At 32.9% G+C, this 24,469-nt stretch carries 26 protein-coding genes; 15 read left to right on the forward strand and 11 right to left on the reverse strand.

The window, feature by feature from the left end; genetic code table 11:
* Positions 1-216: 216 nt before the first annotated feature.
* A complete protein-coding gene (locus tag ACNO7W_RS11150; protein ID WP_417938186.1) occupies positions 217-726 on the forward strand; it encodes a hypothetical protein in 510 nt (169 codons plus the stop codon).
* A gap of 82 nt (positions 727-808) precedes the next feature.
* On the opposite strand, the gene ACNO7W_RS11155 is transcribed toward ACNO7W_RS11150, so the two are convergent.
* The 5 genes from ACNO7W_RS11155 to ACNO7W_RS11175 form a co-directional block, all read right to left on the reverse strand.
* The gene (locus ACNO7W_RS11155) at positions 809-1,537 is read right to left on the reverse strand and encodes a hypothetical protein (protein WP_417938187.1); all 729 of its coding nucleotides are present in this window, start codon (positions 1,535-1,537) and stop codon (positions 809-811) included.
* A 98-nt stretch (positions 1,538-1,635) separates the two neighbouring features.
* Positions 1,636-2,700, reverse strand: a complete 1,065-nt coding sequence (locus ACNO7W_RS11160; RefSeq protein ID WP_417938188.1) for an ABC transporter transmembrane domain-containing protein — start codon at positions 2,698-2,700, stop codon at positions 1,636-1,638.
* Positions 2,701-2,734: 34 nt separating this feature from the next.
* Positions 2,735-3,790 (reverse strand): hypothetical protein, encoded by a 1,056-nt coding sequence (locus ACNO7W_RS11165; protein ID WP_417938189.1) that lies wholly within the window; start codon positions 3,788-3,790, stop codon positions 2,735-2,737.
* Between the two features lie 12 nt (positions 3,791-3,802).
* Positions 3,803-4,612 carry a DUF2490 domain-containing protein gene (locus ACNO7W_RS11170; RefSeq protein ID WP_417938190.1) on the reverse strand — a complete coding sequence of 270 codons (810 nt, stop codon included), beginning with the start codon at positions 4,610-4,612 and terminating at the stop codon, positions 3,803-3,805.
* A gap of 135 nt (positions 4,613-4,747) precedes the next feature.
* Positions 4,748-5,755, reverse strand: coding sequence for a hypothetical protein (locus ACNO7W_RS11175; protein ID WP_417938191.1), 1,008 nt, complete (start codon positions 5,753-5,755; stop codon positions 4,748-4,750).
* A gap of 361 nt (positions 5,756-6,116) precedes the next feature.
* Here ACNO7W_RS11175 and ACNO7W_RS11180 point away from each other — a divergent pair, with 361 nt between their 5' ends.
* The 3 genes from ACNO7W_RS11180 (at position 6,117) to ACNO7W_RS11190 (ending at position 8,214) form a co-directional block, all read left to right on the forward strand.
* The gene (locus ACNO7W_RS11180; RefSeq protein ID WP_417938192.1) at positions 6,117-6,503 is read left to right on the forward strand and encodes an RNA polymerase sigma factor; all 387 of its coding nucleotides are present in this window, start codon (positions 6,117-6,119) and stop codon (positions 6,501-6,503) included.
* Positions 6,484-7,644 carry an IS4 family transposase gene (locus ACNO7W_RS11185; RefSeq protein ID WP_417938193.1) on the forward strand — a complete coding sequence of 387 codons (1,161 nt, stop codon included), beginning with the start codon at positions 6,484-6,486 and terminating at the stop codon, positions 7,642-7,644. The genes ACNO7W_RS11180 and ACNO7W_RS11185 overlap by 20 nt, the downstream gene beginning before the upstream one ends.
* 129 nt (positions 7,645-7,773) lie before the next feature.
* Positions 7,774-8,214, forward strand: a complete 441-nt coding sequence (locus ACNO7W_RS11190) for a hypothetical protein (protein ID WP_417938194.1) — start codon at positions 7,774-7,776, stop codon at positions 8,212-8,214.
* 299 nt (positions 8,215-8,513) lie between these two features.
* Here the strand turns inward: ACNO7W_RS11190 and ACNO7W_RS11195 are convergent, their stop codons facing one another.
* Positions 8,514-9,032 (reverse strand): nuclear transport factor 2 family protein, encoded by a 519-nt coding sequence (locus ACNO7W_RS11195; protein ID WP_417938195.1) that lies wholly within the window; start codon positions 9,030-9,032, stop codon positions 8,514-8,516.
* A 182-nt stretch (positions 9,033-9,214) separates the two neighbouring features.
* On the opposite strand from ACNO7W_RS11195, the gene ACNO7W_RS11200 reads away from it, so the two are divergent.
* The 6 genes from ACNO7W_RS11200 (at position 9,215) to ACNO7W_RS11225 (ending at position 13,643) form a co-directional block, all read left to right on the forward strand.
* Positions 9,215-10,120, forward strand: a complete 906-nt coding sequence (locus ACNO7W_RS11200; protein WP_417938196.1) for a helix-turn-helix domain-containing protein — start codon at positions 9,215-9,217, stop codon at positions 10,118-10,120.
* 321 nt (positions 10,121-10,441) lie between these two features.
* Complete coding sequence (locus tag ACNO7W_RS11205; protein ID WP_143385730.1) at positions 10,442-10,954, forward strand: hypothetical protein; 513 nt, start codon at positions 10,442-10,444, stop codon at positions 10,952-10,954.
* A 341-nt stretch (positions 10,955-11,295) separates the two neighbouring features.
* Positions 11,296-11,514 (forward strand): helix-turn-helix domain-containing protein, encoded by a 219-nt coding sequence (locus ACNO7W_RS11210; protein WP_143385731.1) that lies wholly within the window; start codon positions 11,296-11,298, stop codon positions 11,512-11,514.
* Positions 11,511-11,840, forward strand: a complete 330-nt coding sequence (locus ACNO7W_RS11215) for a HipA N-terminal domain-containing protein (RefSeq protein WP_144064397.1) — start codon at positions 11,511-11,513, stop codon at positions 11,838-11,840. The genes ACNO7W_RS11210 and ACNO7W_RS11215 overlap by 4 nt, the downstream gene beginning before the upstream one ends.
* Positions 11,837-12,823, forward strand: a complete 987-nt coding sequence (locus tag ACNO7W_RS11220; protein ID WP_417938197.1) for a type II toxin-antitoxin system HipA family toxin — start codon at positions 11,837-11,839, stop codon at positions 12,821-12,823. The genes ACNO7W_RS11215 and ACNO7W_RS11220 overlap by 4 nt, the downstream gene beginning before the upstream one ends.
* Before the next feature lie 157 nt (positions 12,824-12,980).
* On the forward strand, positions 12,981-13,643 hold the full coding sequence (locus tag ACNO7W_RS11225; protein ID WP_417938198.1) for a transposase: 663 nt from the start codon (positions 12,981-12,983) through the stop codon (positions 13,641-13,643).
* Between the two features lie 222 nt (positions 13,644-13,865).
* Here the strand turns inward: ACNO7W_RS11225 and ACNO7W_RS11230 are convergent, their stop codons facing one another.
* The 4 genes from ACNO7W_RS11230 to ACNO7W_RS11245 all read right to left on the reverse strand — a co-directional run bounded on the left by ACNO7W_RS11230 (position 13,866) and on the right by ACNO7W_RS11245 (position 17,349).
* A complete protein-coding gene (locus ACNO7W_RS11230; RefSeq protein WP_417938199.1) occupies positions 13,866-14,159 on the reverse strand; it encodes a hypothetical protein in 294 nt (97 codons plus the stop codon).
* 132 nt (positions 14,160-14,291) lie between these two features.
* The gene (locus tag ACNO7W_RS11235) at positions 14,292-16,520 is read right to left on the reverse strand and encodes a TonB-dependent receptor (RefSeq protein WP_417938200.1); all 2,229 of its coding nucleotides are present in this window, start codon (positions 16,518-16,520) and stop codon (positions 14,292-14,294) included.
* Positions 16,521-16,582: 62 nt separating this feature from the next.
* Positions 16,583-16,921, reverse strand: coding sequence for a heavy-metal-associated domain-containing protein (locus ACNO7W_RS11240; protein WP_132070809.1), 339 nt, complete (start codon positions 16,919-16,921; stop codon positions 16,583-16,585).
* Positions 16,922-16,998: 77 nt separating this feature from the next.
* Complete coding sequence (locus ACNO7W_RS11245; protein ID WP_132070807.1) at positions 16,999-17,349, reverse strand: hypothetical protein; 351 nt, start codon at positions 17,347-17,349, stop codon at positions 16,999-17,001.
* Positions 17,350-17,882: 533 nt separating this feature from the next.
* On the opposite strand from ACNO7W_RS11245, the gene ACNO7W_RS11250 reads away from it, so the two are divergent.
* Together ACNO7W_RS11250 and ACNO7W_RS11255 are read left to right on the forward strand one after the other, a co-directional pair.
* On the forward strand, positions 17,883-20,042 hold the full coding sequence (locus tag ACNO7W_RS11250) for a TonB-dependent receptor (protein WP_417938201.1): 2,160 nt from the start codon (positions 17,883-17,885) through the stop codon (positions 20,040-20,042).
* Between the two features lie 9 nt (positions 20,043-20,051).
* A complete protein-coding gene (locus tag ACNO7W_RS11255) occupies positions 20,052-21,233 on the forward strand; it encodes an MFS transporter (RefSeq protein WP_417938202.1) in 1,182 nt (393 codons plus the stop codon).
* A 167-nt stretch (positions 21,234-21,400) separates the two neighbouring features.
* On the opposite strand, the gene ACNO7W_RS11260 is transcribed toward ACNO7W_RS11255, so the two are convergent.
* Positions 21,401-21,994, reverse strand: coding sequence for a TetR/AcrR family transcriptional regulator (locus ACNO7W_RS11260; RefSeq protein WP_417938203.1), 594 nt, complete (start codon positions 21,992-21,994; stop codon positions 21,401-21,403).
* Between the two features lie 383 nt (positions 21,995-22,377).
* Here ACNO7W_RS11260 and ACNO7W_RS11265 point away from each other — a divergent pair, with 383 nt between their 5' ends.
* The 3 genes from ACNO7W_RS11265 to ACNO7W_RS11275 are packed head-to-tail and all read left to right on the forward strand — an operon-like array spanning position 22,378 to position 24,466.
* Positions 22,378-22,656 (forward strand): hypothetical protein, encoded by a 279-nt coding sequence (locus ACNO7W_RS11265; protein WP_417938204.1) that lies wholly within the window; start codon positions 22,378-22,380, stop codon positions 22,654-22,656.
* A 5-nt stretch (positions 22,657-22,661) separates the two neighbouring features.
* Complete coding sequence (locus tag ACNO7W_RS11270; protein WP_417938205.1) at positions 22,662-23,498, forward strand: DUF6671 family protein; 837 nt, start codon at positions 22,662-22,664, stop codon at positions 23,496-23,498.
* Between the two features lie 8 nt (positions 23,499-23,506).
* A complete protein-coding gene (locus tag ACNO7W_RS11275) occupies positions 23,507-24,466 on the forward strand; it encodes an L-threonylcarbamoyladenylate synthase (protein ID WP_417938206.1) in 960 nt (319 codons plus the stop codon).
* Positions 24,467-24,469: the final 3 nt, after the last annotated feature.

Genomic DNA, 24,469 nt, shown 5'->3' on the forward strand with positions numbered 1-24,469 from the left:
TGATTAATCATATGTTTAAAAGTGCGTTGAATACACCTTAAATATACTGATTATCAGACTTTAAAACAAATTAATTGAAAGTTATTTCTTTCTTTTTTTTCAACCCTTGATTCGCATTAAATGTTAACTAATTTATATTGGCATAGTTATTGGCTTCACAAAAAAAGTATTTACTTAAAGAGTTAATATAAAATCATTAAATTAAATATTTGAAAAATGAGAACATTAAAATTAATCGCCGCGGGAATAATCCTTTTTGCATCCAGTTCACTACATGCACAAATTTCAGTTAGTTTAAACATAGGTTCACCACCATCTTGGGGTCCTGTGGGATATGCGGAGGCAGACTATTATTATTTGCCTGATGTTGAAGCTTATTATGATATTAGAGCTACTCAATTTATTTATTTTGGTGGAGGAAGATGGATTAGATCAAGGTATTTGCCAAGAGAGTATAGAAATTATGATTTGTACAGTGGATACAAAGTGGTCTTGAACGATTACCATGGTTCAAGACCTTATAGATATTTTAATGATCATAAAGTGAAATATTGCAGAGGTTACCATGGCAGACCACAAAGAACAATAGGGTATAACAACCGTCGGGAATATGATAATCACAGAGAATACGATAATCGTCGAGAATATGATGATGATGATGATGATGATGATGATGATGATGAGGGACATGGAAATAAACATGGGAATGGACATAGAAGAGACTAATTCCTGATTAATCTTCACAGAATAGAAATAAAAAGAGGCTGTCTTTTATAGATAGCCTCTTTTTTAATAAATCCGTTTTTAATTAGTCCTTATCATCTAAGTCTGTTTCATTTTCAAGCAGATTTCTTATTTGCTCTCCAATATCATGATGTCCATCATCGTTATCGGTACTAATTTCGATAACTCCATCTCCATCGGTATCCTGAAGTAGATTTTGATTGGCTAATGTTGTTAATTTTGCCATTAGAGCATCAAGTTGTATTTTAATATTAAGAGTTACATCATTACTATTAACTGTAAAATCTTTAGTTGGATCTGCAAAATCCATTTCAAGTTCAGCATCTTTGCCACTCCAGATAATAAAGTTTTTACCGTTAATAGTACCTTTAATCAAAAAAGTTTTACCTTCCATTTCGCCAGGCTGAATACTTCTTTCAAACTTAAACTTAATTCCCTCATATTTCGCATTTGGAACATTAACAGAAGTAATAAATTGACTCAAAGTTTTGTTTGGATCAAGCAGATCTAATAAAAAGGGGCCTACAAGTTTTACATCATCATCATAAATAGAATCTGTATGATGCATTTCACCTTCTTCATCTAGTTCAAATTTTACCTTACTAATGTTTATTTTAAAATCCGTGATTACCACTGTTGATGCAGCAGTACGAGCAGTGGTAGAAGTTTTGCCTGTTACAGAAACGGCCGAAGCTTTTAATGTCACATTTCCGCTTGTAGATGGATTATCCGTACAAGAACTTATCATAATGACAAGTAATGCTAAAATTGATGTTTTTTTCATTTTTTTCATTTTTTTAAAGGTTAAGTAATATATAATTAGGGGTTAATAATTAATATTTTTGGCAAACAATTTTTATAAATACATTTATATTTTTTGATTTACATGAATTAAGCATCAAGAATAATATTATTTTTATCATTCCCAGCAACGACTACTTGATCCGCTTGGGTTAGGTTGATAGAGGAGTTAATTATTTCATTTATTTTGCCTAAAGAAATTTTTCCTTTATTTATTACAGAAGGCACTTTCAATAGGCGTTTCATTGGGGAAATCATCAGCAGTGTAATTAATATAAAAACCAGTGCATCAGTGCGGTCAATAGAACTTGAGGATAATGACATTAACCACAACAAGATCCCGATTATTGAGTATTGAAGCAAAGTTAACAATGCCTGCAACACACTGTCGAATTGGTTATTAGACATATTAGCAGTATATAACAGGTTGGACATTCCGTTGAAACGTTGTTCAGCTACTTCTTCTCTACTTTTTTCTTTAATGGATTTATGCCGGTGAAAGGTTCTTGTAACGAAAGCCAATAATTTGCTCCTCTCATTTCTACTATTACTGATCCGTTTTTTTTGCAATTTGGATATGATAAAAATCACTGCCATAATAATCACTGTCATGATCAATAGATAGATGGCAAGCAGGTGATGGATCATCCAAAGTAATACAAAGCCCATCAATACAAAGCATCCATCCTTTATACCACCCATAATGCCTTTGGTAAGGTAATTCTGCATACTCTTCATGTCATTGGTGTAACGCAGCAGGTATTTTCCAAAATGTCTTTGCTGAAATTTCTCCTGACTCCAGCTAATTTGTTTAAGGAATATTTTTTCACGTATATGCTTTGCATACAATTCCCCCTGCCGGTAACTTATCCACCGCTCTAAAAATTCAAATAGTGTCCTTATCAACAACAGAGCAATAAACAGTAGAAAAAATGCATAAAGTGTATGAAGTTTGATTCCAAATAGTTGTAATAATCGCCCTTTACTACTGTGAGAATGGAAATGAATTGTAAAAAACTCACCTATTAAAACAGTTACTAAAAAAGCAGCGCAGCTTTGTATAAGTCCAATAAAAATATATAGGGATAGAGCAGGTTTTATAGTACTGAAATATGCTCTTTGCAGATTTTTATTTTCTGAGGTCATGTTTTTCATAAAGTGCTGTTTACTTGGATATTTCTAATACAATTTAAAGAGCCTTTAATAGATTCCCTTTGTTTTCGAATTTATGTAGTATCTCTACCCCATTAGCAGAAAGTTCTTCAATATTAAGTACAGGCAGCATTGTATTGCTTTTTACCTCATTTATTAATAAAGGACTAGCTGTAAACAATCCGCTTAACACAAAAGGAGTTAGTCCCCATGAAGTTAAGTTATTCGAGCCATTTATAGCTGCAAGGCTGTCACCGGCCGAAAAAATAACACTATGAACCGTTTCTTTGAAACGGGGGTTCGTTAGTAACATAATCGTTTCCCGTTGGTAAAGGCCATCTGCAATTTCCATTACCGTATAGTCTGGTCTAATTGTAATTACTTTTTGAAGAAGTGATTCATATAAATCAAGCAACTCCGATTCTTCGCAGAGATAAGTAGACGGGAAGCCAAAGTCGCTGAAATCGGCTGTAATATCTGCCCCAAGGTCGTAGTTAAAATCACAATCTTTAGTATAGGCTGTTCCCGTAAGTTTAATATAAGCAACTTTATATCCAGCGTTCTTTAACCCGTTTACCATGTAGGCAGCGGAAGTGGTTTTTCCAGAATCCATTGAAGATCCTACTGATAGAATAACTTTAGTTTCTGCAGCGGCAGCTCCTGTAAAGGATGCTATATTGGATTGCTGATTAAGCTTAGTATTCATAACATTACCCCAATTATCTTTGACAAGGCCAACTAACCTAATGGTGGTAGGACCAATATCAATATAATTGTAATGCATGCTATGTACAACGCCTACAATACCCCCTGCACCAAGAATATGTAATTCTTCATTGCATTTATCAGGAACATATCCTTCAAACTGGGCTGTAGCATATCTATTGCCAAATGCGGCCATCATCAAATCACAAGCGATGATCCTTGCATTTCTCTTATCTTCATCCTCTACAGTTTTATGCTTACCTATTTTTATTATTTCAAATATACCAACATCTCCCACTTTGGGGTGGTAATCAGTTAAAATAGTTTCATCGATAGTGTAATCTTTTATATCCTTACAGATATAAGTCTTTTTAATTCGCTTTTTCATGAGATATGTATATTATAGGTTTGAATTCTCATTTGTTTTTGTTGTTTTTTCTTTTTGATTTCTTTTTATAAAGTCAAAATTGAATGTTGCAGTTACTCCTATTACATTATAATTATTAAACGGGCGAACAGTTCTTCCACTAACAGGATTTACCACATTAATTTTATGATAGTCATCTGAAAAAAGATTGAACTCTCGTTGCATCATACCATACAGCGACACAGATAAGTTTTTGGTAATCTTGGAGTTTAGATTTAATGATAACCGGCCCCGATGAAATCCATCAGGAGTTTGTTCAACAGCGAAATCATCATTTTGGTCATAATATTTAATCGGGTTCCCCCCGATATTATAGAACAATGAGTATGAAACTGACGGTCGCAATCGCAAAAAGTCGAACCGTTTTTTAGTTGCAAGCCTTGTAGTATAGAGAATGCGATACTTGTAGTGAGTCTCTTTGGAAGAATGTAACTCACCTTGCACAGAATTTGACCAGACCAATATATCAGCGATTGGAACTTTATAAGTTGAACGAAGTGTTAATCGATTAGCTCCATCTGAAGGAGAAAACCCTCCTATTATAACACCACTGGATACTGAAAATCGCTTAGTAAAATCATAATCAATACCTACCGACGATTGATTGAATTCGCTTATAAAGCCGTTACTGATGTTGTAGGATCGAAGATGGCCGATACTCACATCCATTTTTTTTGAAAGAGACAGATTAAGTTGCAGAGAATTCCAGTTTTTTAAATCATTTTGGGCATAACAAGAACTTATCGCAATGACAAGTAAAGCTAAAATTGATGCTTTTTTCATTTTTTTAAGGGTTAAGTAATAAATAATTAGGGGGCTAATAATTGATATTTTTTGAAAAGAATTTTTATAAATGCATTTATAAAAATCGGTTTCTCAAAATTTAAAGTAATTAATAAGGTTTGTGTTTAGTTTTAATTAGTTCTTAGTAAAATAAAGATAATCTGTTTCTCCACTACTACTGCTTTCATTTTTCAGTCTAACGTTAGTAGTTGTGTATTCCGTAATTTTCCAATCGTCTTCTAATTCATCTAATTTACTGTCATCAAATTTTAACAGCAATATATCTTGACCACTATTTAAAAAAGTTGACCAGGTTCCGCCAATATTATTTGTTCCTTTTACAGCCGCAACACTCCCATTAGAATTGAAAGTAAAATTATAACCATTGTAATTTGAAGTTTCATCAATATTGTCAAAATAGTAAGAAACATGCCATGTTCCATCTGTCAAAATCGAAGTGAAATTCGGATTTCCTCCAGTGCCTGAATTAGTATCACAATCCTTTATACTATCTTCAATACTGTCTTCAAAATCAGAGTTGTTTGTAATTACAACATTTTGACCATTCAGGTTTGTAATAGAAATAGGGTAGTTAATGGAAATAAATACATTACTTTCTATATCTTCTAAAAAGTTATATAAATCTGTATCGTTTTGAACAGTAATAGTCTTTGCAATTTGACTATTTGCATTATAAATATCAATCTTTATTGGGTAATTTATATGTATACAGTCAATCTCATCAAACCCATCATCTTCATCACAATTATCAATAACGTCGTCTAATTGATCAACATTTGTAATCAGTTGCGTACTGAAATTTTGATACTGAATTGTTATTGGATAAACAAAGTTTACTATATCATCATCATTTGAAAAAGCATCTAATGCGTTTTGAACCGTGTGGTAATCATTTTGGTTAGATACTGTAATATGCGTGCCATTTACAATAACAATAACCGGCAACTGAACATTAAAACAGCTAGAATTATCCAAAATATTATCCTTAGACGTAGGGTTTTGTGATACCCTAGAAATCAAACTCGTAAGAGGAGATACAGCCGTTAAGTTTTGAGTAGTATCTTGAATAACCAATGTTTCCTCATTTTGACAAGAAATAAATACTATTGCCGTAAAGCTCATTAATAAATATTTAATTGTTTTCATATGTAGCTAATATTTGTTTTTTTTCTGTCATCGAACTCCGTTTCGTACATCTTCATCGGTGTTTACTTCACTAAAACATTTATTTTTATAGGTGTTCAGTGATTGCTTCGCAGTTGTATCGAGTTTTCATTATGCTCATTTTATATGTTGATATTTATTGTTTTTTATCGGTCATATGTAATTCGCATATCATCATTGGTGTTCGCGACCCAATTACGGTCATGCTCATTTCATATAAAAAAATTAACGGTTTAATAATAAAACAGTTTACATCAACATTACCCTACCAAAATTTAAAAATAAATATACCTTTGTAAAGCAAAAAATCAAGAAATAAATGACAAAAAACTCATTATCAGAAACTTGTAATAAAATCATTTTTTCAATCTTTTTCAGAAGTCATGCAAAGTCACTCCGCAATTTTCTTTTTTATAAGTATGGAAATAAAGACCAAGCCGACGATTTAACCCAAGAAGCTTTTATTAAACTCTGGCAAAACTGTGCTGCGGTCCCCATTGAAAAAGCTAAATCCTATATATATATAATTGCCAATAATAACTCTCTTAACGAAATTGCACATCAAAAAGTAGTTTTGGAATATGAAAAGAATTTTACTGGTCTTGATAAAACAAATGAAAACCCGGAATTTATACTCGAAGAAAAACAATTCAAAAGCAAGCTCTTAAAAGCAATTAAAAATTTGAATGAAACACAACGAGTTTGATATTCTTGCACAAAAACATCAAACCGACCGTTATTACAAGTCATTCTCAGCTTGGACACAACTTGTAACCATGCTTTTCGGAGTTTTTAGTCGTTGCGATTCTATGGGTGAAATTTGCGATGGAATGTTAGCCATGCAAGGCAAATTGAATCATCTTGGTTTGAGTTCTTCTCCAGCCAAAAGCACCGCTGGCGATGGCTTACGTGAAAGAGATAACGAATTTTTTAAAGATTTTTACTTTTTGCTCCTAAAACACTTCGAACCACTTTTGTCGGTCAGCCGAATTGACAAGATTTCATTCGACAAACTTTATATTTTCGATTCCACCACCATTCGTTTGTTTTCACAAATAATGAAAGGTGTTGGTCGTAATCCAAAAGGAGAAGGCAAAAAGAAAGGAGGGCTAAAAGTTCACATGCTAATAGATGCACATTCGGACACCCCAACTTTTGTAAAGATTAGCGAAGCAAAATCACATGACAAGAATTTTATTCAATACCTAAATCTTCCTGCTCATAGCATGATTGTGTTTGATAGGGCCTACAATCATTATCTTCAATTTGCAAAATTCACCCAAAAATACATCAATTTTGTGTGCCGATTAAAGAAAAACGCGGTGTATGAAGTAGTTCAAGAATTATTTTGCCAAACACAGACCGACACAGGGTTTGGGGTGTTAAAAGAAGAACATATTCACTTGAAATATACTGATGAAAAACAAGAAAAAAACCTTTGTTTACGCAAGGTTACTTACCGAGATAACAAAGGTAGAATCTACGAATTTATTACCAATAATTTTGAAATCAGCAATGACGAAGTGGCTTTGGTTTATAAAATTCGTTGGCAAATTGAATTGCTTTTCAAAAAATTGAAGCAAAACTTCCAACTTCACTATTTTTATTCGGAAACAGAAAACGGAATAAAAACCCAAATTTGGATTACTCTTATTGCTCAATTGCTTCTGATGGTTCTAAAAACAAAATCTGAAACAAAAAAAGCATTTTCAACAGTAGCTGCACTTATAAGAATACATCTGATAAGCAATCTTGAAGTGCTTTGGGTAATCGAAAACAGTCGAAGGACTTATACAAAACGACAAAAAAGAAAAAAACCTCCATCATTTCAAACAGAATTATTCTGAAAATAGAGGGAGGTAGGTTTTGAACTTTAAAAGAACATTCTTGTAAATAAAGGGATGCAGGAGTTTCTTTGCCTATTTTTTACTTTAGTCGTTTGGTAGTGATTTTATATACCATTTACTAAAGACTTGTTGACCACCGAAAAACATAAAGATGAATTAACTGCAATTGAAGATGTTTTAATGATTGGATATCCAAATGGGATTTGGGACTCTGTTAATAATATGCCTATTTTCAGAAAAGGAACAACAGCGACAAATCCTTTATTAGATTACAATGGCAAAAAAGAAATAATGATTGACATTGCCGCTTTCCCCGGTTCGAGTGGCTCACCAGTTTTGATTTTTAATGAAGGGGGATATAGAGATAAGAAAGAGAATACCTATATGGGAGCAAATAGAATAATATTTCTTGGAGTTTTATATGCAGGACCTCAAGCAACTGCAACTGGTGAAATTATTATGACTCCAAATTTACAAAGACCAATTTCTGTTTCTCAAATTCCAAATAATTTAGGACTTATAATAAAATCAGAAAGAATATTAGAAATGGAAGACTTATTCAGAGAATAAAAAAACGAGATGTAAAAGCCGTTTGGCAAGATTGGGGTTTTTGTGGAATTAGCGTTTTTAATCGTTCATCCAAAAATACTATACTTATAAAACCCCAGCCACCTGCTCTTCGAGGTCACACGTCTTCGAACTATTGTCAGTTGCACCTAATGGATCCGGAATTGCATTCCATAATTATCAATGAAAAACTACCACTTCCCATACAACCCAATGTAATTGCTGATACTTCTAAATTCCCAAGTTTACATTTGAAGTTATTTAGTGGTGTATTCGTTTTATTATTTTGCATGACCTCTTTTTTAAGGTTTCATTTCTGTTTTTTCCGTCCATGTAAAATTAGATTGTCTTTTATTGATTAACCAATGACCGTTTTCTTTGACATAGTCATCATGGTAGATTACACCCATTGTGGTTTTCATTTTTTTATTATTTTCAGTTCCAATCAATACTACTTGACAGTATGAAATCCCCGAAGCCTTATTCCCATTTAAAGTAACCGTTTGCTGTCCGTTTATGTGATACACCACATCAAAAAGATTGAGAAAACCAGCAAATGCTTCGCCTATTTGTTTTCTTCCTGTTAATGTTCCGCCCGGCTTACCGTTAGTTACAGAAGAAACTTCGGCATTTTCAGTGAAAAGCAATAGTTGCGTTTTCACATCTTTTACATCAGCTAAAACTGAAAATGTATCTACTAAATTTTTGATGGCAATTCTATCTTCAATCACTGTAATTTTTTTGTTGTCGTTATTCATTTTTTGTGCGTTTACTGATAAACAAAGGATTACTAAAGCGAGTGCTAAAACAATTTTTTTCATGCTGATTTTATTTTAATTCTCATAATACTAAATTCTAATTTCTTATAGTACAAAGGTACTGGCACTTTATCCAAAATTTATACCCGTATTACAGAATGACATACCATTATTACAGAATAGATGTAGTATATAGCCAATACAGCAATAGTTTTAATAAATTTGTATAAGATAATTAAAACAATATGAAGCAAATAGCCCACATAGCAACAATAAGTGAGTATAATGATATAGTCGATATTGAAACATTACACCCTTTGGTTAGTTTTATTGATTATTCAAATGTAAAACCAGAAAAGAGAGAATCGGCAGAAGCAGTAAGCTTCGGCTTCTATTCCATTTTTCTAAAAGAGGATAAAAATTGCGAAATAAAATATGGAAGAAATAGTTATGATTATCAGCAGGGAACTTTAGTGTTTATTGCCCCACAGCAAATAGTGAGCATTATAGAAGATGGCAAAAACTATCAGCCAACTGGTTATGCCCTTTTGTTTCATCCTGATTTGATAAGAGGCTCTTCATTAGGAAAAAATATAAAAGAATATACGTTTTTCTCCTATGATGTACACGAAGCCTTGCACCTTTCAAAACAAGAAAAAAAATTGATACAGGAATGTTTCGAGAAAATAGTTTTTGAACTCAAACAATCGATAGACAAGCATAGTAAAAAAATATTGGTATCTAATATTGAATTGTTTCTGGACTATTGTACTCGTTTTTACGACCGCCAATTTATTACCCGTGACAATGCTTATACTGGCGTGGTAGAAAAATTTGATACCTTGTTAAATAATTATTTTCAATCTGAAAACCCACAAGCAATTGGTATACCAACGGTTGCATTTTTTGCCAACGAATTGAATTTATCCGCAAACTATTTCGGAGACCTAATTAAAAAAGAAGCTGGTAAATCGGCTTTGGAATATATCCATTTAAAAATAATTGAGACTGCAAAGGAGTTATTATTCGATACAGGAAAATCGGTGAGTGAAATCGCCTATGAATTGGGATACAAATATCCACAACATTTTACAAGATTATTCAAGCAACAGGTTGGTATTGCACCAAATGAATATAGATTTCTAAATTAAACAAATTAGTGTAACTTCTCAAGCGACTCAGTGTACAATCTGCACCGAATTTTAATTTAATAGACCACAATCTATTAAAGCAGTATCTAAAAGTATTGGCTTTGTATTTTGGGTTTTTAAAAGCGATTTTTAACGCTTTTTACCGTTCGTTTTCTTTTAAGAACTATCAAGTGACTTTTTCTGAAAAGAATTTTATTTGTAGTTTAAATCCAATATATTTACCTTCTAATTAGCTAAATTTAGATTCGTTTGGAGGTTTTATCCCGACGCTTCGAGCGAACTGATGCTAGCAGTAGACTGCTCCCAAAACTTAAAAAAATAATGGAAAAATACTTACGACAATTAATTTCAATAGAATTTGACGACAAAAAAGAAATCTTTAATGGCTTTCTTATTGATTGGACTGAAGATTGGATTTTACTGAAAAACAATCCTGTTGATTTTATAATTGATGGCTATACGATATTAAAAAACAAAAATGTAAAGTCAATTATTCAAGACAAGGATCATGAATTCACAGAAAGAGTAATTAAACTTAAAGGTTTAAAAACAAGCGCAGCGGAAATAATTCCGCTTAAAGATTTGTCTTCAATTATAAATTTTTTAGCAAATAAATATGAGATTTTTCAGATTACAAAAAAGTCAGATAAAGCTGTTTATCTCGGCAAACTCATAGAACTAAATGAGGAAGAACTGGTAATAGATTTTTTGGGAACCGAAGGGGAATTTGAGGGTGAAATGAGTTTTAAGCAAAACAAAATAAGAGTGATAGAATTTGATACTGATTATATCAATTCTTTGAAACTAATTGTTAATGAAGAAAAGAAAAAGTAAGTGGCTGCTACTAACAGATTAGGTTTTTTGGGCTTGAAAAGCCAACAATGAAACCTATGTTTAATGGAACCGAAGTTTTAGGACTTTTAGGCGATGTCGTTTTTCTAATAATTGGTTATTTGAAATTTTTAATAGTGGGAAGAGGTTAGCAGTTTTTTACGACTACTCATATAAGTTAGCATAGTACTCAAAAAAGCAGAGATTAAATAGTGCTTTATAGCGCACTATTTAATAAAAAAAAGCATGAAATAGAATAAAATGTATAATTTAGTGCTTTTTAATGCTCTTTTTATTGTGACTAATAAGATTTGCTATATATTTGTATAAAAAAGAGCCGTATAATGCACTTCGAAGAATTAATAAAAACTATAAAAGAGCGGAGGGAAGTACTGCAGGTGACGCAGGAAACCTTGGCTGAGCTATCTGGTGTTGGATTAAGAACTCTAAAACAGTTTGAAAGTGGAAAAGGAAATCCTACGCTGCTGACTTTAGAAAAGTTAGCTGATGTATTAGGCATGAAGGTTTGCCTAAAGATTAAAAATGTATCTCTTAACAAATGAGAAAGGCTAAAATAGTATACAAGGATGAAGAAGCAGGTGTGTTAACCCAACACGATAATGGTTCGTTTATATTCCGTTATCATGATTCTTGGATGGCAGATAGCAATAAGCCAGGAATCAGTCTTACTTTGCCTAAAAGGGAGCAAGAATTTCATTCAAAATTCTTATTTCCATTTTTTTATAATATGTTACCAGAAGGATCTAATAAACAAATGGTGTGTAAATATAATAGAATTGATCTAGATGATTATTTCGGATTACTGATGACTACCGCAAAATACGACAGTATCGGTGCTGTTAGAGTTATTAAAATAGAAGAGTTATGAGTTTACCTGAAATAAAATATTGTCCGGGTACATTAGCTAAAGGTTTTGATACGTATAGCAGAACCTGTTTAAACAGAGTGTTTCAGGGTAAAAAGGTGCATCATGTATTGCCTTACGATTCACCGGCATCGAATCCTGAAACAGATGCGCTTTTTGAAGAAAACCGAAAACGCATGTCTATTTCAGGAGTACAGGAAAAATTTTCTGTATTGCTTGAAAAAAATAAGTTAAGGCTTATCAACGAAGGTGAACGTGGTACCTATATTCTGAAACCAATTCCAGATGCAGGTAAAAGACTAAACCAAATGCCCGCTAACGAGCATTTGACCATGCAAATTGCCCGTCAGGCCTATGGAATAGAAACGGCCGAAAATGCATTAATATTTTTTAAGAATGGTTCTCCTGCTTACATTACCAAACGTTTTGATGTAAAAGATGACGGCACAAAACTGGCTCAGGATGATTTCGCATCTTTGGCCGGTAGAACACCACAAACCTATGGAGCGCATTATAAGTATTTAGGAAACTATTTAGAGTTATTTCAATTAATGGAGATGCATTTACCTGCTTACAAATTGGAAGCACCAAAGCTATTGAAAATATTGGTATTCAATTACCTGTTTTCAAATGGAGATGCGCACTTTAAAAACTTCTCTTTGCTAGAAACCCCTATGGGAGATTATAGATTAAGTCCAGCTTATGACCTATTGAATAGCCGTATTCACATAGAAGATAAAGACTTTGCGTTGGATGATGGACTATTGCCTAAAAATTTAGCTCAAGGAAAAATCAGCCAACAATTTGCTATACTTAGTGAGCATGCAGGAATCAGTGAAAAGATTTTTAATGATATTTTGGCATTGATGTTATCACAGTCCGAAATGGTAGAAAAAATGATAGCTGCTTCATTCCTCAACGATACCACGAAAAGAAATTATTGGCAGTCTTACCAAGGCCGTTTAAAACAATTGATGAAAGGATGAACTGCGAATATTTAAATATGATAGTTATATATGCGAATCAAGGGTTGAAAAAAAGTATCAAAAGGTAGCTTAAAAAGAAAGAAATATCCCTCAAATAATTTGTTTTAAAGTCTGAAAATCAGTACATTTAAGGTGTATTCGAAGCGCTTTTAAACATATGATTATTCAGACTAAAGCCGTAAAATTAATACAAATTTATTCAACAATTTGTGAAAAATTTGAAAAAGATTTAAAATATACTTGTGAGCGATTCAGTAACAACGATAAGCAAGATTTAACAGATGAAGAAATTATGACCATTTATTTATTTGTAATAGAAGAAGAACAACGATTTACTATAAAGCAAATTCACCGATTTGCTAATGAATATTTGCGTTCTTGGTTTCCAAAACTTGGCTCCTATTCTGCATTTTCTAATAGATTGAATCGATTGTCTGAAGCTTTTAAGGATTTGGTAACAGATTTAATTACAGAGTATTACCCGGAAGATTGTTTTTACAATCAAAGCTTGTTAGATTCTATGCCTATTGTTACTTGTTCTGGAAAACGTTCCGGGAATGTAGCCAAAGACATAACAGACAAGGGATATTGTTCTACAAAAAGCATGTTTTATTATGGAGTTAAACTTCATGCTTTAGCTTTTAGAAGAGAAAACAAAATTCCTTTCCCAGAAGAAATACAAATAACTCCAGCTTCTGTGAATGATTTAACCGTTTTTAAAGAGGCATGGTCAATGAAAGAAGATAGATGTTTTTTTGGAGATAAAATTTATCAAAACAAAGAATTTTTCTCTGATTTGAAAAAGAAAAAAACTCTGTAATGTTGACGCCTGTTAAAGCAGTAAAAGGAGAATGTCAGGAAATTAGAAATAGAGACAAAGCCTCGAATGACCTATATTCAACGGCTGTTTCAAGGGTTAGGCAACCTATTGAATCTTTTTTTAATTGGCTAATTCAAAAAACAGATATTCAAAGAGCCAGCAAGGTTAGATCAACAAAAGGGCTATTGGTACATCTATTTGGTAAAATTGCTGCTGCCTTTATTAACTTAATATTTTAACCCTTGATTCGCATGTATAATTAACCACATGATTAAAAGTATCATTTATAAGATTTCTTACATCTTCAATATCAATCCCTTCTCTCATACCATTCTCATCTCCGATATGTAACCTAATCATGTAGTGTTGATCTGTCCAAACATCAGATTTAAATCCGTGCGTAGAGTCATATAAACGCTTGGCATTTTTCGAGAATTTGTTAGTTGAATATGTTTCTACATCAACTATTTGATTACCCTTGTCAACGGCAATTCTCGGTCTTTTTCCTTCTCTCATTTCAATTTTATAAAAAAACAATATTAAATAAAAAACCGAGACCAATTTCCTGTTAACCAATTTTTTATTCACATTAATAAATATTCCTCGTAATTGAAGTAAACTTTGTGTTGCGCTTCCTATAAGGCGGTTTCATTCATTTGTAAGTTTGAAACGAATGCCAACATATATTTCCCGTCCCCTTGTTGGCCCCCAAACAGATGAAGTGTCAAAGAATGGACTAAATGGGTCTTGCCAACTGATAATAGGTTGCTTCTGTCTGAAGTCAAATACATTTTCGCAACCAGTATATGCTTCAATCTTTTTAAAAATATAAGTAAATTGTGCGTTCACTAAAGTATAAGGTTGTGAAAAATCAGGTCGTTGAAATTCTACTGGATTTGATTTTGTATCGGGTAAACGCTGTTCCCCATACCAATGCACATTTACATCAAAATGAAATTTGTTTGTTAAGGGTTTATAACTGTAAGTCGTCAAAACTTTATGTGCAGGGTTGAAAGGTAAAAGTTGCTTACTTCCATTTACTTCTCTGTAAACATCTAAAAAGTTGTAGCCCACTTTAAATTCAAAGCGTTTCCAAATTTTCAAATATAGCTCAGTTTGAAAACCATTGCTTATGCTTGTTTCAGTAAAGTTTTTAATAATTGCTTTTGATGGGTCACTGTCATAATCAGGAAAAATTTGATTTTGAAAATTAGTTCGATAATAATCTGCACTAATATAACCCGAAAGATTATTGCTTTCAAATTTTTGAGTTAAGTTAATTCCAAAATTTGTTGCTCTTTCAGGTCTTAACTGTTCTGAAAAAACAATATCTCTGGAACTAACTAACAAGCCTATATTTTCACTGAATAAATTAACTGTTCTCCAACCTGTTCCGATACTGGCACGAAAAACAGTTTTCGGGGTAACATCATATTTTAATAAGGTTCTTGGAGTAAGAGTAAAACCAAATTGGTTATGTTGGTCGCCACGAATACCGGCAATCCAAGTTAATTTGTCATTTAAAAAGCTCATTGAGTTTTCAGCAAATACACCTGGAATATTCTCTACTTTTTTGTAATTCCCTGCGTAAGTTCTTTGCAAAGAAGTATCGGTAAAAGCAATGTCTTCATTGAGGTTGGAATAACGGTAGCTAATGCCTGTTTTTAGTGAATTTTTTTGTGAATAAACCAATTCGTATTGCAGATTACTGTAAAAATTTGTTTGCTGTGCGTTGTATTTTACCGTTCCGAAAAAAGATTTTTGGTCTTGGTGAAATGAAGAAACAAACAAAGTTATTTTATGATTGTCATTAAATCGATAAGCAGTTTTTGTCCAAATTTCAGGCTGATTAATATTAACCGTTTGCCCGTAAATAGAAGTACTTCCCTGATCGCTATTGGGATTATAGAATGTTTGACCTCCAATTCGTTTTTCATTCAAAAATCGTAAACCAACTCTACTGCTCCAGCCCCAGTCTTTGTCGTTTCCGTATTTCCATTTATTTGAAATCATATAGCGTGTCAATAGAGGTAAATCGAGAAAGTTATCTTTATCCCTGTCAATTTTATTTGCAGGTTGAACTGTATGAAATGCAGTAAGATTGCTCCATTTGCCTTTCTTCAAAGCATAATTGGCATTAAAATGTTTTTCTTCAAAATTGTTCATATACACATTGAGCAATAATTTATCCGTTTTGTCGGGGTCTTTGGTTTCAACATTAATTTGTCCGCTTATGCTTTCATATCCTTGCAAAACGCTATTCGCTCCTTTTGAAACATAGATGTTGTCAACTAATGTTCCAGGAATTCCGCTAATCCCGTACGTGTATGACAAACCTTGTATCATTGGGAAACCGTCAATCAAAACCTGATTGTAAACGCCAGATAACCCCAAGATGCGAAGCTCTTTTGAGTTGGTAATTACATTCGTTGTTTGTGGTTGTACCGTTGTTTGTGTTTCAAAACAACCTGCTAAATCACAACAAGCGGCTTTTCGCAATTCTGTTTGAGTAATAATTTCTGTTTTGATTGGGGTGATGTTAGAAATAATTACACCGTCTCGTTGTCTTTTTACAATTACTTCATCAAGTGTTTTCGCCCCTTTTAATTTAAATACTACAAATGTTTGATTGGTGATTTCTATCGTATCTGATGTATGTCCTTCAAAACTTGCAATTAATTTATTATTGTTGATGTCTTTGGTTATAATTTCAAATTCTCCTTTGTCACCTGTGGATGTTCCTGTTGTTTGGCCAAGCCAATATACATTTGCACCAATAAGCGGTTCCTTTTTATCGTTGGTAACTTTTCCTAAAATGGTTTGAGCTAATAAACCACACGGGAACAGTAAACCAACAATGAAGATGTATTTTTTCATTGTGATTTTTTTAAAATAAGGCAAGGTTTATTCGAGAGAACAAACCCCGCTTTATCAGTTGTTTACTGTTTTACTTTATATGATTTTTCGTCTGGATTTTCACAACTACCTGTGTTCTCGATGACTCTGTAGATCTCTTTTTCGGTAACCAGTATAGGATTGAATTTTACTTCAAATGAAGAGGTTGTTCCCATTTTTCCTGATTTGCAACTGCTAACGCCTTTCAGTTTTTCAACATTGGCAGCAATCATTTTCAAGTCCATAGAACAAGTAATTCCCTTTACTTTGATGGTAACCGTTTTTGTGCTGTCGGTATTTTGTGTTGTTTTTTGAGCAAACGCAATGCTTGTTGAGGTAATCAATATAATGAATACCAAAACTAATGATTTTATAAATTTCATTTTTTTGATTTTAAAATTGTTGACAATAAAGAAATATTGCTTCGAAGTTGTCGGAGCAAAAGTTTAATTTAATATTGTTAAACAATTTTAGGAGGTTGCCAAAAGTCAGGTGCGAATTGAGAAGTAAAAACTGATTGGTAAGTAAAATTTTGGTTAGTTGAAATTTTAGGTTTAGATATTTCAGCAAGCTGATTTGTAGAACATTGCAACACACAAGAACTGCAAACTTGAAAAGGATTACAGGATTTTCCCGAACGGTCGTCTTTTTGTTTTTGTTGGCTGGATGATTTTTCGTTGTCAGCAGTCGGTTTGCATTGTCCGTCACAACAAGTTTGTTCATTATTATTTTGCAATGAAATCAAATCTATTCCTGGCTTAATAGCGAGGAATAAAATTATTGTTGCTAATATGAGTGTTGAAAATTTCATTACTTTACAAATATACGACGTTTATCTATAAGTTGTGTGAAATGATCCGAGACCGTATAAAAAATAGATAAACCGACAAAAGAGCACATCAATTTCCAACAAAATAATATTATTGTTTATACATTTGCAACGATGAAAGGATACATTAAAATAGTACTTCTGCTTTTGATATCGTGTTGCTATGTCAACACCGTATTTGAATTTTCGGATACCGAGGAGAAGGCTAATTTTGAAAATGAAAGTCATGCCTATATTCAACAATTTAGCAACCAAACCTTTGCAAACAGTGTAACACAAAGTATTCCGCATTGCGACATTAATTGTGATACATCAATCCAATTCCATTTAAGTGCAATTCTACCTGCCTCTAAATGCAATTCATTCTACAAAAGCTCTTTCTTTCCAAAACGGGATAAGCTTTTTATTCTACATTCTTCTTACTTGATTTGATGAATTTCTGATTTGACTTTTTTAGGCAATTGCTACGCAGTTGTCAGTTTTACTATTTCAGAACAATTCTATTTAAATTTAAAATGAAAAAAATAATATTCATTCTTTTGCTATTTCCATTTTTAGCAACAGCCCAAAACACTTTTAAAGCCATCATCAAAGATGAAAAAACAAAGGAAGCACTCGATAGCGTTTCTGTATTCCTAAACGGAACTCAAAACGGCTCAACTTCTGACGAAAAAGGTTTTGTAGTAATTGAAAACATCCCCAACGGTAAACAAACCATTGTTTTCAGTTCTTTTGGTTATCGAAAAATTGAAAGAAACATTTTATTCCCACAAAATGAAACTATTGAAATATTTTTAGAACCATCATCGGAAGAATTAGAAGAAGTTAAAGTTACTTCAACAAGAAGTAGCCGAACAATAAAAAATACTCCAACTCGAATCGAAGCGATTGCAGCGGGCGAATTAGAAGAAAAATCTTCAATGCAACCAGGGAATATAAAAATGTTGCTTACCGAAAGCACCGGAATTCAAACGCAACAAACTTCCCAAGTTTCGGGAAGTGCGAGTATTCGTATTCAAGGTTTAGACGGAAAATATACGCAACTTTTACAGGACGGTTTTCCATTGTATTCAGGTTTTGCAAGTGGTTTGAGCATCTTGCAAATTCCACCTTTGAATTTAAAACGCGTGGAAGTCATTAAGGGTTCCACTTCAACGCTTTATGGCGGCGGAGCCATTGCGGGATTGATAAACCTGATTACAAAAGAACCAACCGACACAAGAGAAATTTCATTTTTAGCAAACATAAATCAAACACAAGCGTTGGATTTAAGTGGTTTTTATGCTGGAAAATACAAGAAATCAGGACTTACAATTTACGCTTCAAGTAATTCCCAAAAAGCATACGATGTAAATAATGACGGGTTTTCGGATATTCCAAAATTCGAGAGATATACCATAAGTCCAAAATTTTTCTATTATCCAAACGAAAAAACAACATTTAGTTTAGGTGTAAATGCAGGATTTGAAAAACGAATTGGTGGAGATATGCAAGTGATTGATAACAAATCAGATGCTACGCATACGTTCTTTGAGCGAAATAACAGTAATCGATATTCGACACAAGCAAAATTTGAAAAAACATTTGACAATAAAAATATATTGACAATTAAAAATAGCGTTGGATATTTTAACCGAAAAATAGAAAAACAAACTTATAATTTTGAAGGACAACAAATAGCCACTTTTACAGAAGCCAATTATCTAATCCCCAACGAAAAATCAGAATGGAATTTGGGGGCGAATTTAGTTTCGGATAATTTCAAACAAATGAATTTAGTCGCTGACAAATTAGATTATTACAATGCTGCCTTTGGTATTTTTGCACAAAACAATCTGAACATAACCGAAAAATTTATTTTGGAAAGCGGTTTGCGTTTAGACATTACAAACAGAAGCAATGTTTTTGTCTTGCCTCGTTTGTCATTATTGTATAAAATTAACGAAAAAATATCTTCAAGATTTGGTGGTGGTTTAGGTTACAAATCACCAACCATTTTCTCGGAAGAAACCGAAGAAAAAGCGTTTCAAAATATAAATCTGCTTGACTTTTCAAAAGTCAATCCTGAAAAATCGTATGGATTAAATGCCGATGTCAATTACAAAACCACCATTTTTAACGAGCTAAGTTTTGCCATTAACCAAATGTTTTTTTACACCATTATCAAAAACCCGTTGGTTCTTAATCCGGTTCCGCTGACGGTAAATTATGCCTTTGAAAATGCCAACGGAAATATAGAAACCAAAGGTTTTGAAACAAACGTAAAACTTCGTTTTGAGGATGTTTCTTGTTACATTGGTTACACTTACATTGACGCTCAGAAAAATTTCGATAATAATTCTACAGTAAATCCATTAACGGCAAAACATAGGATAAACGCAAACGTAATGTATGAATGGGAAGAAAAATTGCGAATCGCTTACGAGGTCTTTTATGTTGGAAATCAGTATTTGACAAACAACGAAAAAGTTAGGGATTATTGGGTTATGGGAGTTTCAGGAGAATACAAATTCAAGTATTTCAGCATATTTTTGAACCTTGAAAACTTTTTGGATAGTCGACAATCGAGATGGGAAAATATGTATTCTGGAACAATTCAAAATCCACAATTTAGAGAAGTTTATACACCTACAGACGGATTTATATTGAACGGTGGAATTAAAATTAAGCTGTAAAGAAGCCAAATGAAAACAAAAATAATCACACGAACCGTCTGGATATTATCCATAGTCAGTTTGTTTACCGATACGGCGAGCGAAATGCTTTATCCAATAATGCCAATTTATTTAAAAACAATCGGATTTTCTATTGTATTAATAGGTGTTTTGGAAGGTTTTGCAGAAGCTTTGGCAGGATTGAGTAAAGGATATTTTGGAAAATTATCGGACAATTCCGGAAAACGCGTTCCCTTTGTTCAACTCGGTTATGCTTTAAGCACTATTTCAAAACCAATGATGGCAGTTTTTACTTTTCCGCTTTGGATTTTCTTTGCGCGAGCTATTGACCGTTTCGGGAAAGGAATTCGCACTGGTGCAAGAGATGCTATTTTATCGGATGAGGCAACATCAGAGAACAAAGGAAAAATCTTTGGTTTTCATCGATCAATGGATACTTTTGGGGCAGTTCTTGGACCCGCAATAGCATTAGTGTATCTATACTTTTATCCACAGGATTACAAAACACTTTTTTATGTCGCTTTTATTCCTGGGTTACTTGCTGTATTAGCTTCCTTTTTTTTGAAAGACAAAACTAAAGCCCATCCAATAGAAAGAAAATCGACACCTTTTTTCTCCTTTCTAAATTATTGGAAAACAAGTCCGTTACAATATCGAAAATTAGTAATCGGGTTATTGGCATTTACATTGTTTAACAGTTCCGATATTTTCTTGTTACTAAAAGCAAAACAAGCAGGATTAAATGACACGGCAGTAATTGGGGTTTATATTTTTTACAATTTGGTTTATGCGCTTTGCGCATTTCCAGTAGGAATTTTTGCTGACAAAATAGGATTAAAGAAAATGTTTGTTTTTGGGCTTTCTTTATTTTCAATCGTATATTTTGGGATGGCTTTCAGTACTAATATTTATGCTATTGCAATGCTGTTCTTTATTTATGGAGTTTATGCAGCAGCAACTGAGGGGATTTCCAAAGCTTGGATTAGTAATATTTCCGACAGAAAGGATACTGCTACAGCAATCGGAACTTATTCAGGTTTTCAAAGTATTTGCACAATGTTAGCGAGTTCATTAGCAGGCTTAATTTGGTATCAATTTGGTGCAAATACTACATTTATAATTACTGGAATAGCAACAGTTTTTATTAACATTTACTTCTCATTTTTTGTGGAAAATAAAACAATATTATGAAACTAAAATCAAACATAGACAAATCAGGAGTGTTTGGACTTTTCTTTACAGCTCTATTTTCACCTTGTTGTTTCCCTTTATTTACCTTCACAGGATCAGCTCTTGGGTTAAGCATGTTTTTTTTTGAATTGGATGGAGCTCCTGCAAAACAGAGATCTCATCGACAACTAAATTTTATTTATGCTGGAAAACACCAAATCATCCAGAAAAGAAATGATTTTTGCCTCGTCCTTATTTTTTCCAAAATCGGTAAGTGAAGGCAGGTTGTTCATGAAAAAATTCTGAAAATGCGCCATTTCAATGATGGTGGTGGCTAATGATTTCGGGTATTTGTATTTCGGATTGCATTCTGAAATTAAATCTCCAATAACGGCACAAAGGTCTTTGTATGGTTTAAAAAAATGGTGTCTATTGTCTTCGCTTACATGCTTTGTTAAATATGCTTTTGAACCTTCTGAAATAACAATTTGATGCAACAAACTTTCATTGACATAACTTGTTTTTTCATCATCTTTTACTGTTGTGGCTAATAGTTTTATCACCATTTTTAACCTAATTGTTGGGTCATTAATATTATTGGTATGAAAGCTTATCTGGTATTCAAGCCAACTCCAATACCAAGCTACAAGATATAACAGCAAGCGATGTTTGTTTTCAAAGTATCGGTAAATACCCGCTTCGGTTGTACCAATGTCTTTTGCCAATTTTTTAAAGGTAAAGGTTTCGAAGCCGCTTTTATAGACCAATTGAATGCTGTGCATAATAATCTTTTTGCCTAACTCCGTCTGTTCAGGGTTACGGAGAAATAACGCCTCATTCATTTTTATTTGCAACTGTAGCTCCATTTGAATCCTTGTATTGATTGGTCTTCGTATAATAAATTGCTAAAAAGAAGATGTCTCATCTTTCTTTGGCAAAGATAGCTAAAAATTATTTTACAATTATTAATAATAGCATTACTATCATTAATAATATCTCTATCTTTGCAGAGTCAAACTAAAAAATACAGTCATGTTGCTAATTCGTAAATTACAGGAATCGCCAGACCCAATTAATAGTTTTGAATTAATATATAGAGGAAATTCAAAAATTTATCAAATAATTAGAAAAGTAAAAAAACTAAAACCTAATAATTAAGTATAAAATGAAAAACGAACAAGTCTTTAAATTAATAGATGGAGTTTTTACTCCCGAAGAAGCAGGAAAAGTATTAGCTGCATTGATAAACAGTAAAATTAACTACCATAACCTAGAGGATTTTAGCAATCATATTCGTTTTAATAATGACATTTCTCAATCCAAAAAGCGAGTAGTGGAACTTAACGAAGCTAAAGAAAAAATTAAAAATTTACTGGAAGTTGCAGAAGCAAATGGAGTAAATTTGGTTCTAAATAGTACGATTGAAATAAGTTTTAACGAATAACTAGTATGTTTCAAGGTAGAAAACTTCTTATCGCAACTAAGCACAAAAAGGAAAACGTGATTGCACCGATTTTTGAAAAAGAATTAGGCGTAAGTTGCTTTGTCTCCGATAAATTTGACACTGACACATTGGGAACTTTTTCGGGAGAGATTGAGAGAAAAGATGGTGCGCTAATGACTCTTCGCAATAAATGTCTCCTTGCGATGAAAGAGAATCATTGTGATTTAGGTATTGCCAGCGAAGGATCTTTTGGTATGCACCCCACCATTTTTTTTGCCCATGCCGATGATGAATTTTTAATTTTTATTGATAAAAAAAATGAGTTAGAAATTATAGTAAGAGAAATCAGTATGAATACCAATTTTAATGGCAGTGAAATTAAGAATGAAATCGAGCTACTGGAATTTGCGACTCAAGTAAAATTTCCATCTCACGGGCTTATTTTAAAACCATCAGAAAAGGATATTTCTAAAATAGTTAAAGGAATCACTGACGAAAGGATTTTAAAGGAAAGCTTTCATGAAATGATGAAAGAATTTGGGAAAGTATATGTCGAAACCGATATGCGCGCACTGTACAATCCAACACGAATGGAAGTGATTGAAAAAGCCACGCTAAAATTAATAAATTCAATTCGGTCGCTATGTCCTATGTGTGAAACACCTGGATTTGTGGTTTCTGATGCCAAATTGGGGTTGCCCTGTGAATGTTGTAATTCAGCTACGCGTTCTACTTTGAGTTTTATTTATACTTGTAAAAAGTGTAATCATACTTCTGAGGAATTTTATCCACATAAAAAAATGACCGAAGATCCTATGTATTGTGATTTTTGCAATCCTTAAAATAAATTATGACAATAGTTTCAAAAGACATATCAAAAGCTGCCAGGATTTTAATCCAAGAAGATTTGGTTGCCATTCCAACAGAAACCGTTTATGGGTTGGCCGGGAATATTTATAGCGAAAAAGCCATAAAGGCGATTTTTGAAATGAAGCAAAGGCCTTTTTTTAATCCGTTAATTGTTCATATTAAATCGGTAGAACAATTAGACGAATTAGCCAAAGATATTCCGGAAAAAGCCAGATTATTAGCTGAGAAATTTTGGCCGGGTCCTTTGACAATGGTGCTGAAAAAACAAGAATCGATTCCCGATTTAGTTACTGCCGGAAAAGATTCGGTGGCTATTAGAATTCCAAATCATGCTACAACTTTGGCATTGTTGGAAACGTTAGATTTTCCATTAGCTGCTCCAAGTGCCAATCCTTTTGGGGCAATAAGTCCCACAACTGCTTTGCATGTTGCAGAATATTTCAGCGAAAAATTACAGCTAGTTTTAGATGGAGGCGATTGCCAAAACGGAATAGAATCTACGATAATTGGTTTTGAAAATGAAGAACCGGTATTATATCGATTGGGTTCTATTTCTGTAGAAGATATTGAAGAAGTTATTGGGAAAATCCAAATTAAAAACAAAAAAGAAAATGCACCAGATGCACCAGGAATGTTATCACGACATTACGCACCGGCAACCGCCACTTTTTTAGAAAGTGATGTAGCACAATTCATAAAAGGATTTCCTGACAAAAAAATTGGATTGTTGCTTTTTAAGAAGAGAATTGAAAATGCTAGTGTAATGCACCAAGAAATTTTATCCGAAAAAGGGGATTTAAAAGAAGCTACATCACATTTGTATGCTGCAATGCATCGATTGGATAAAATGGACTTAGATATGATTGTTGCAGAACGATTTCCGGATTTTGAATTAGGAAAATCCATTAACGATAGATTAGAACGCGCCACAAAAAAATAAAAA

It is taken from the genome of Flavobacterium sp. ZB4R12, assembly GCF_048276375.1.
Taxonomy (GTDB): Bacteria; Bacteroidota; Bacteroidia; order Flavobacteriales; family Flavobacteriaceae; genus Flavobacterium; species Flavobacterium gawalongense.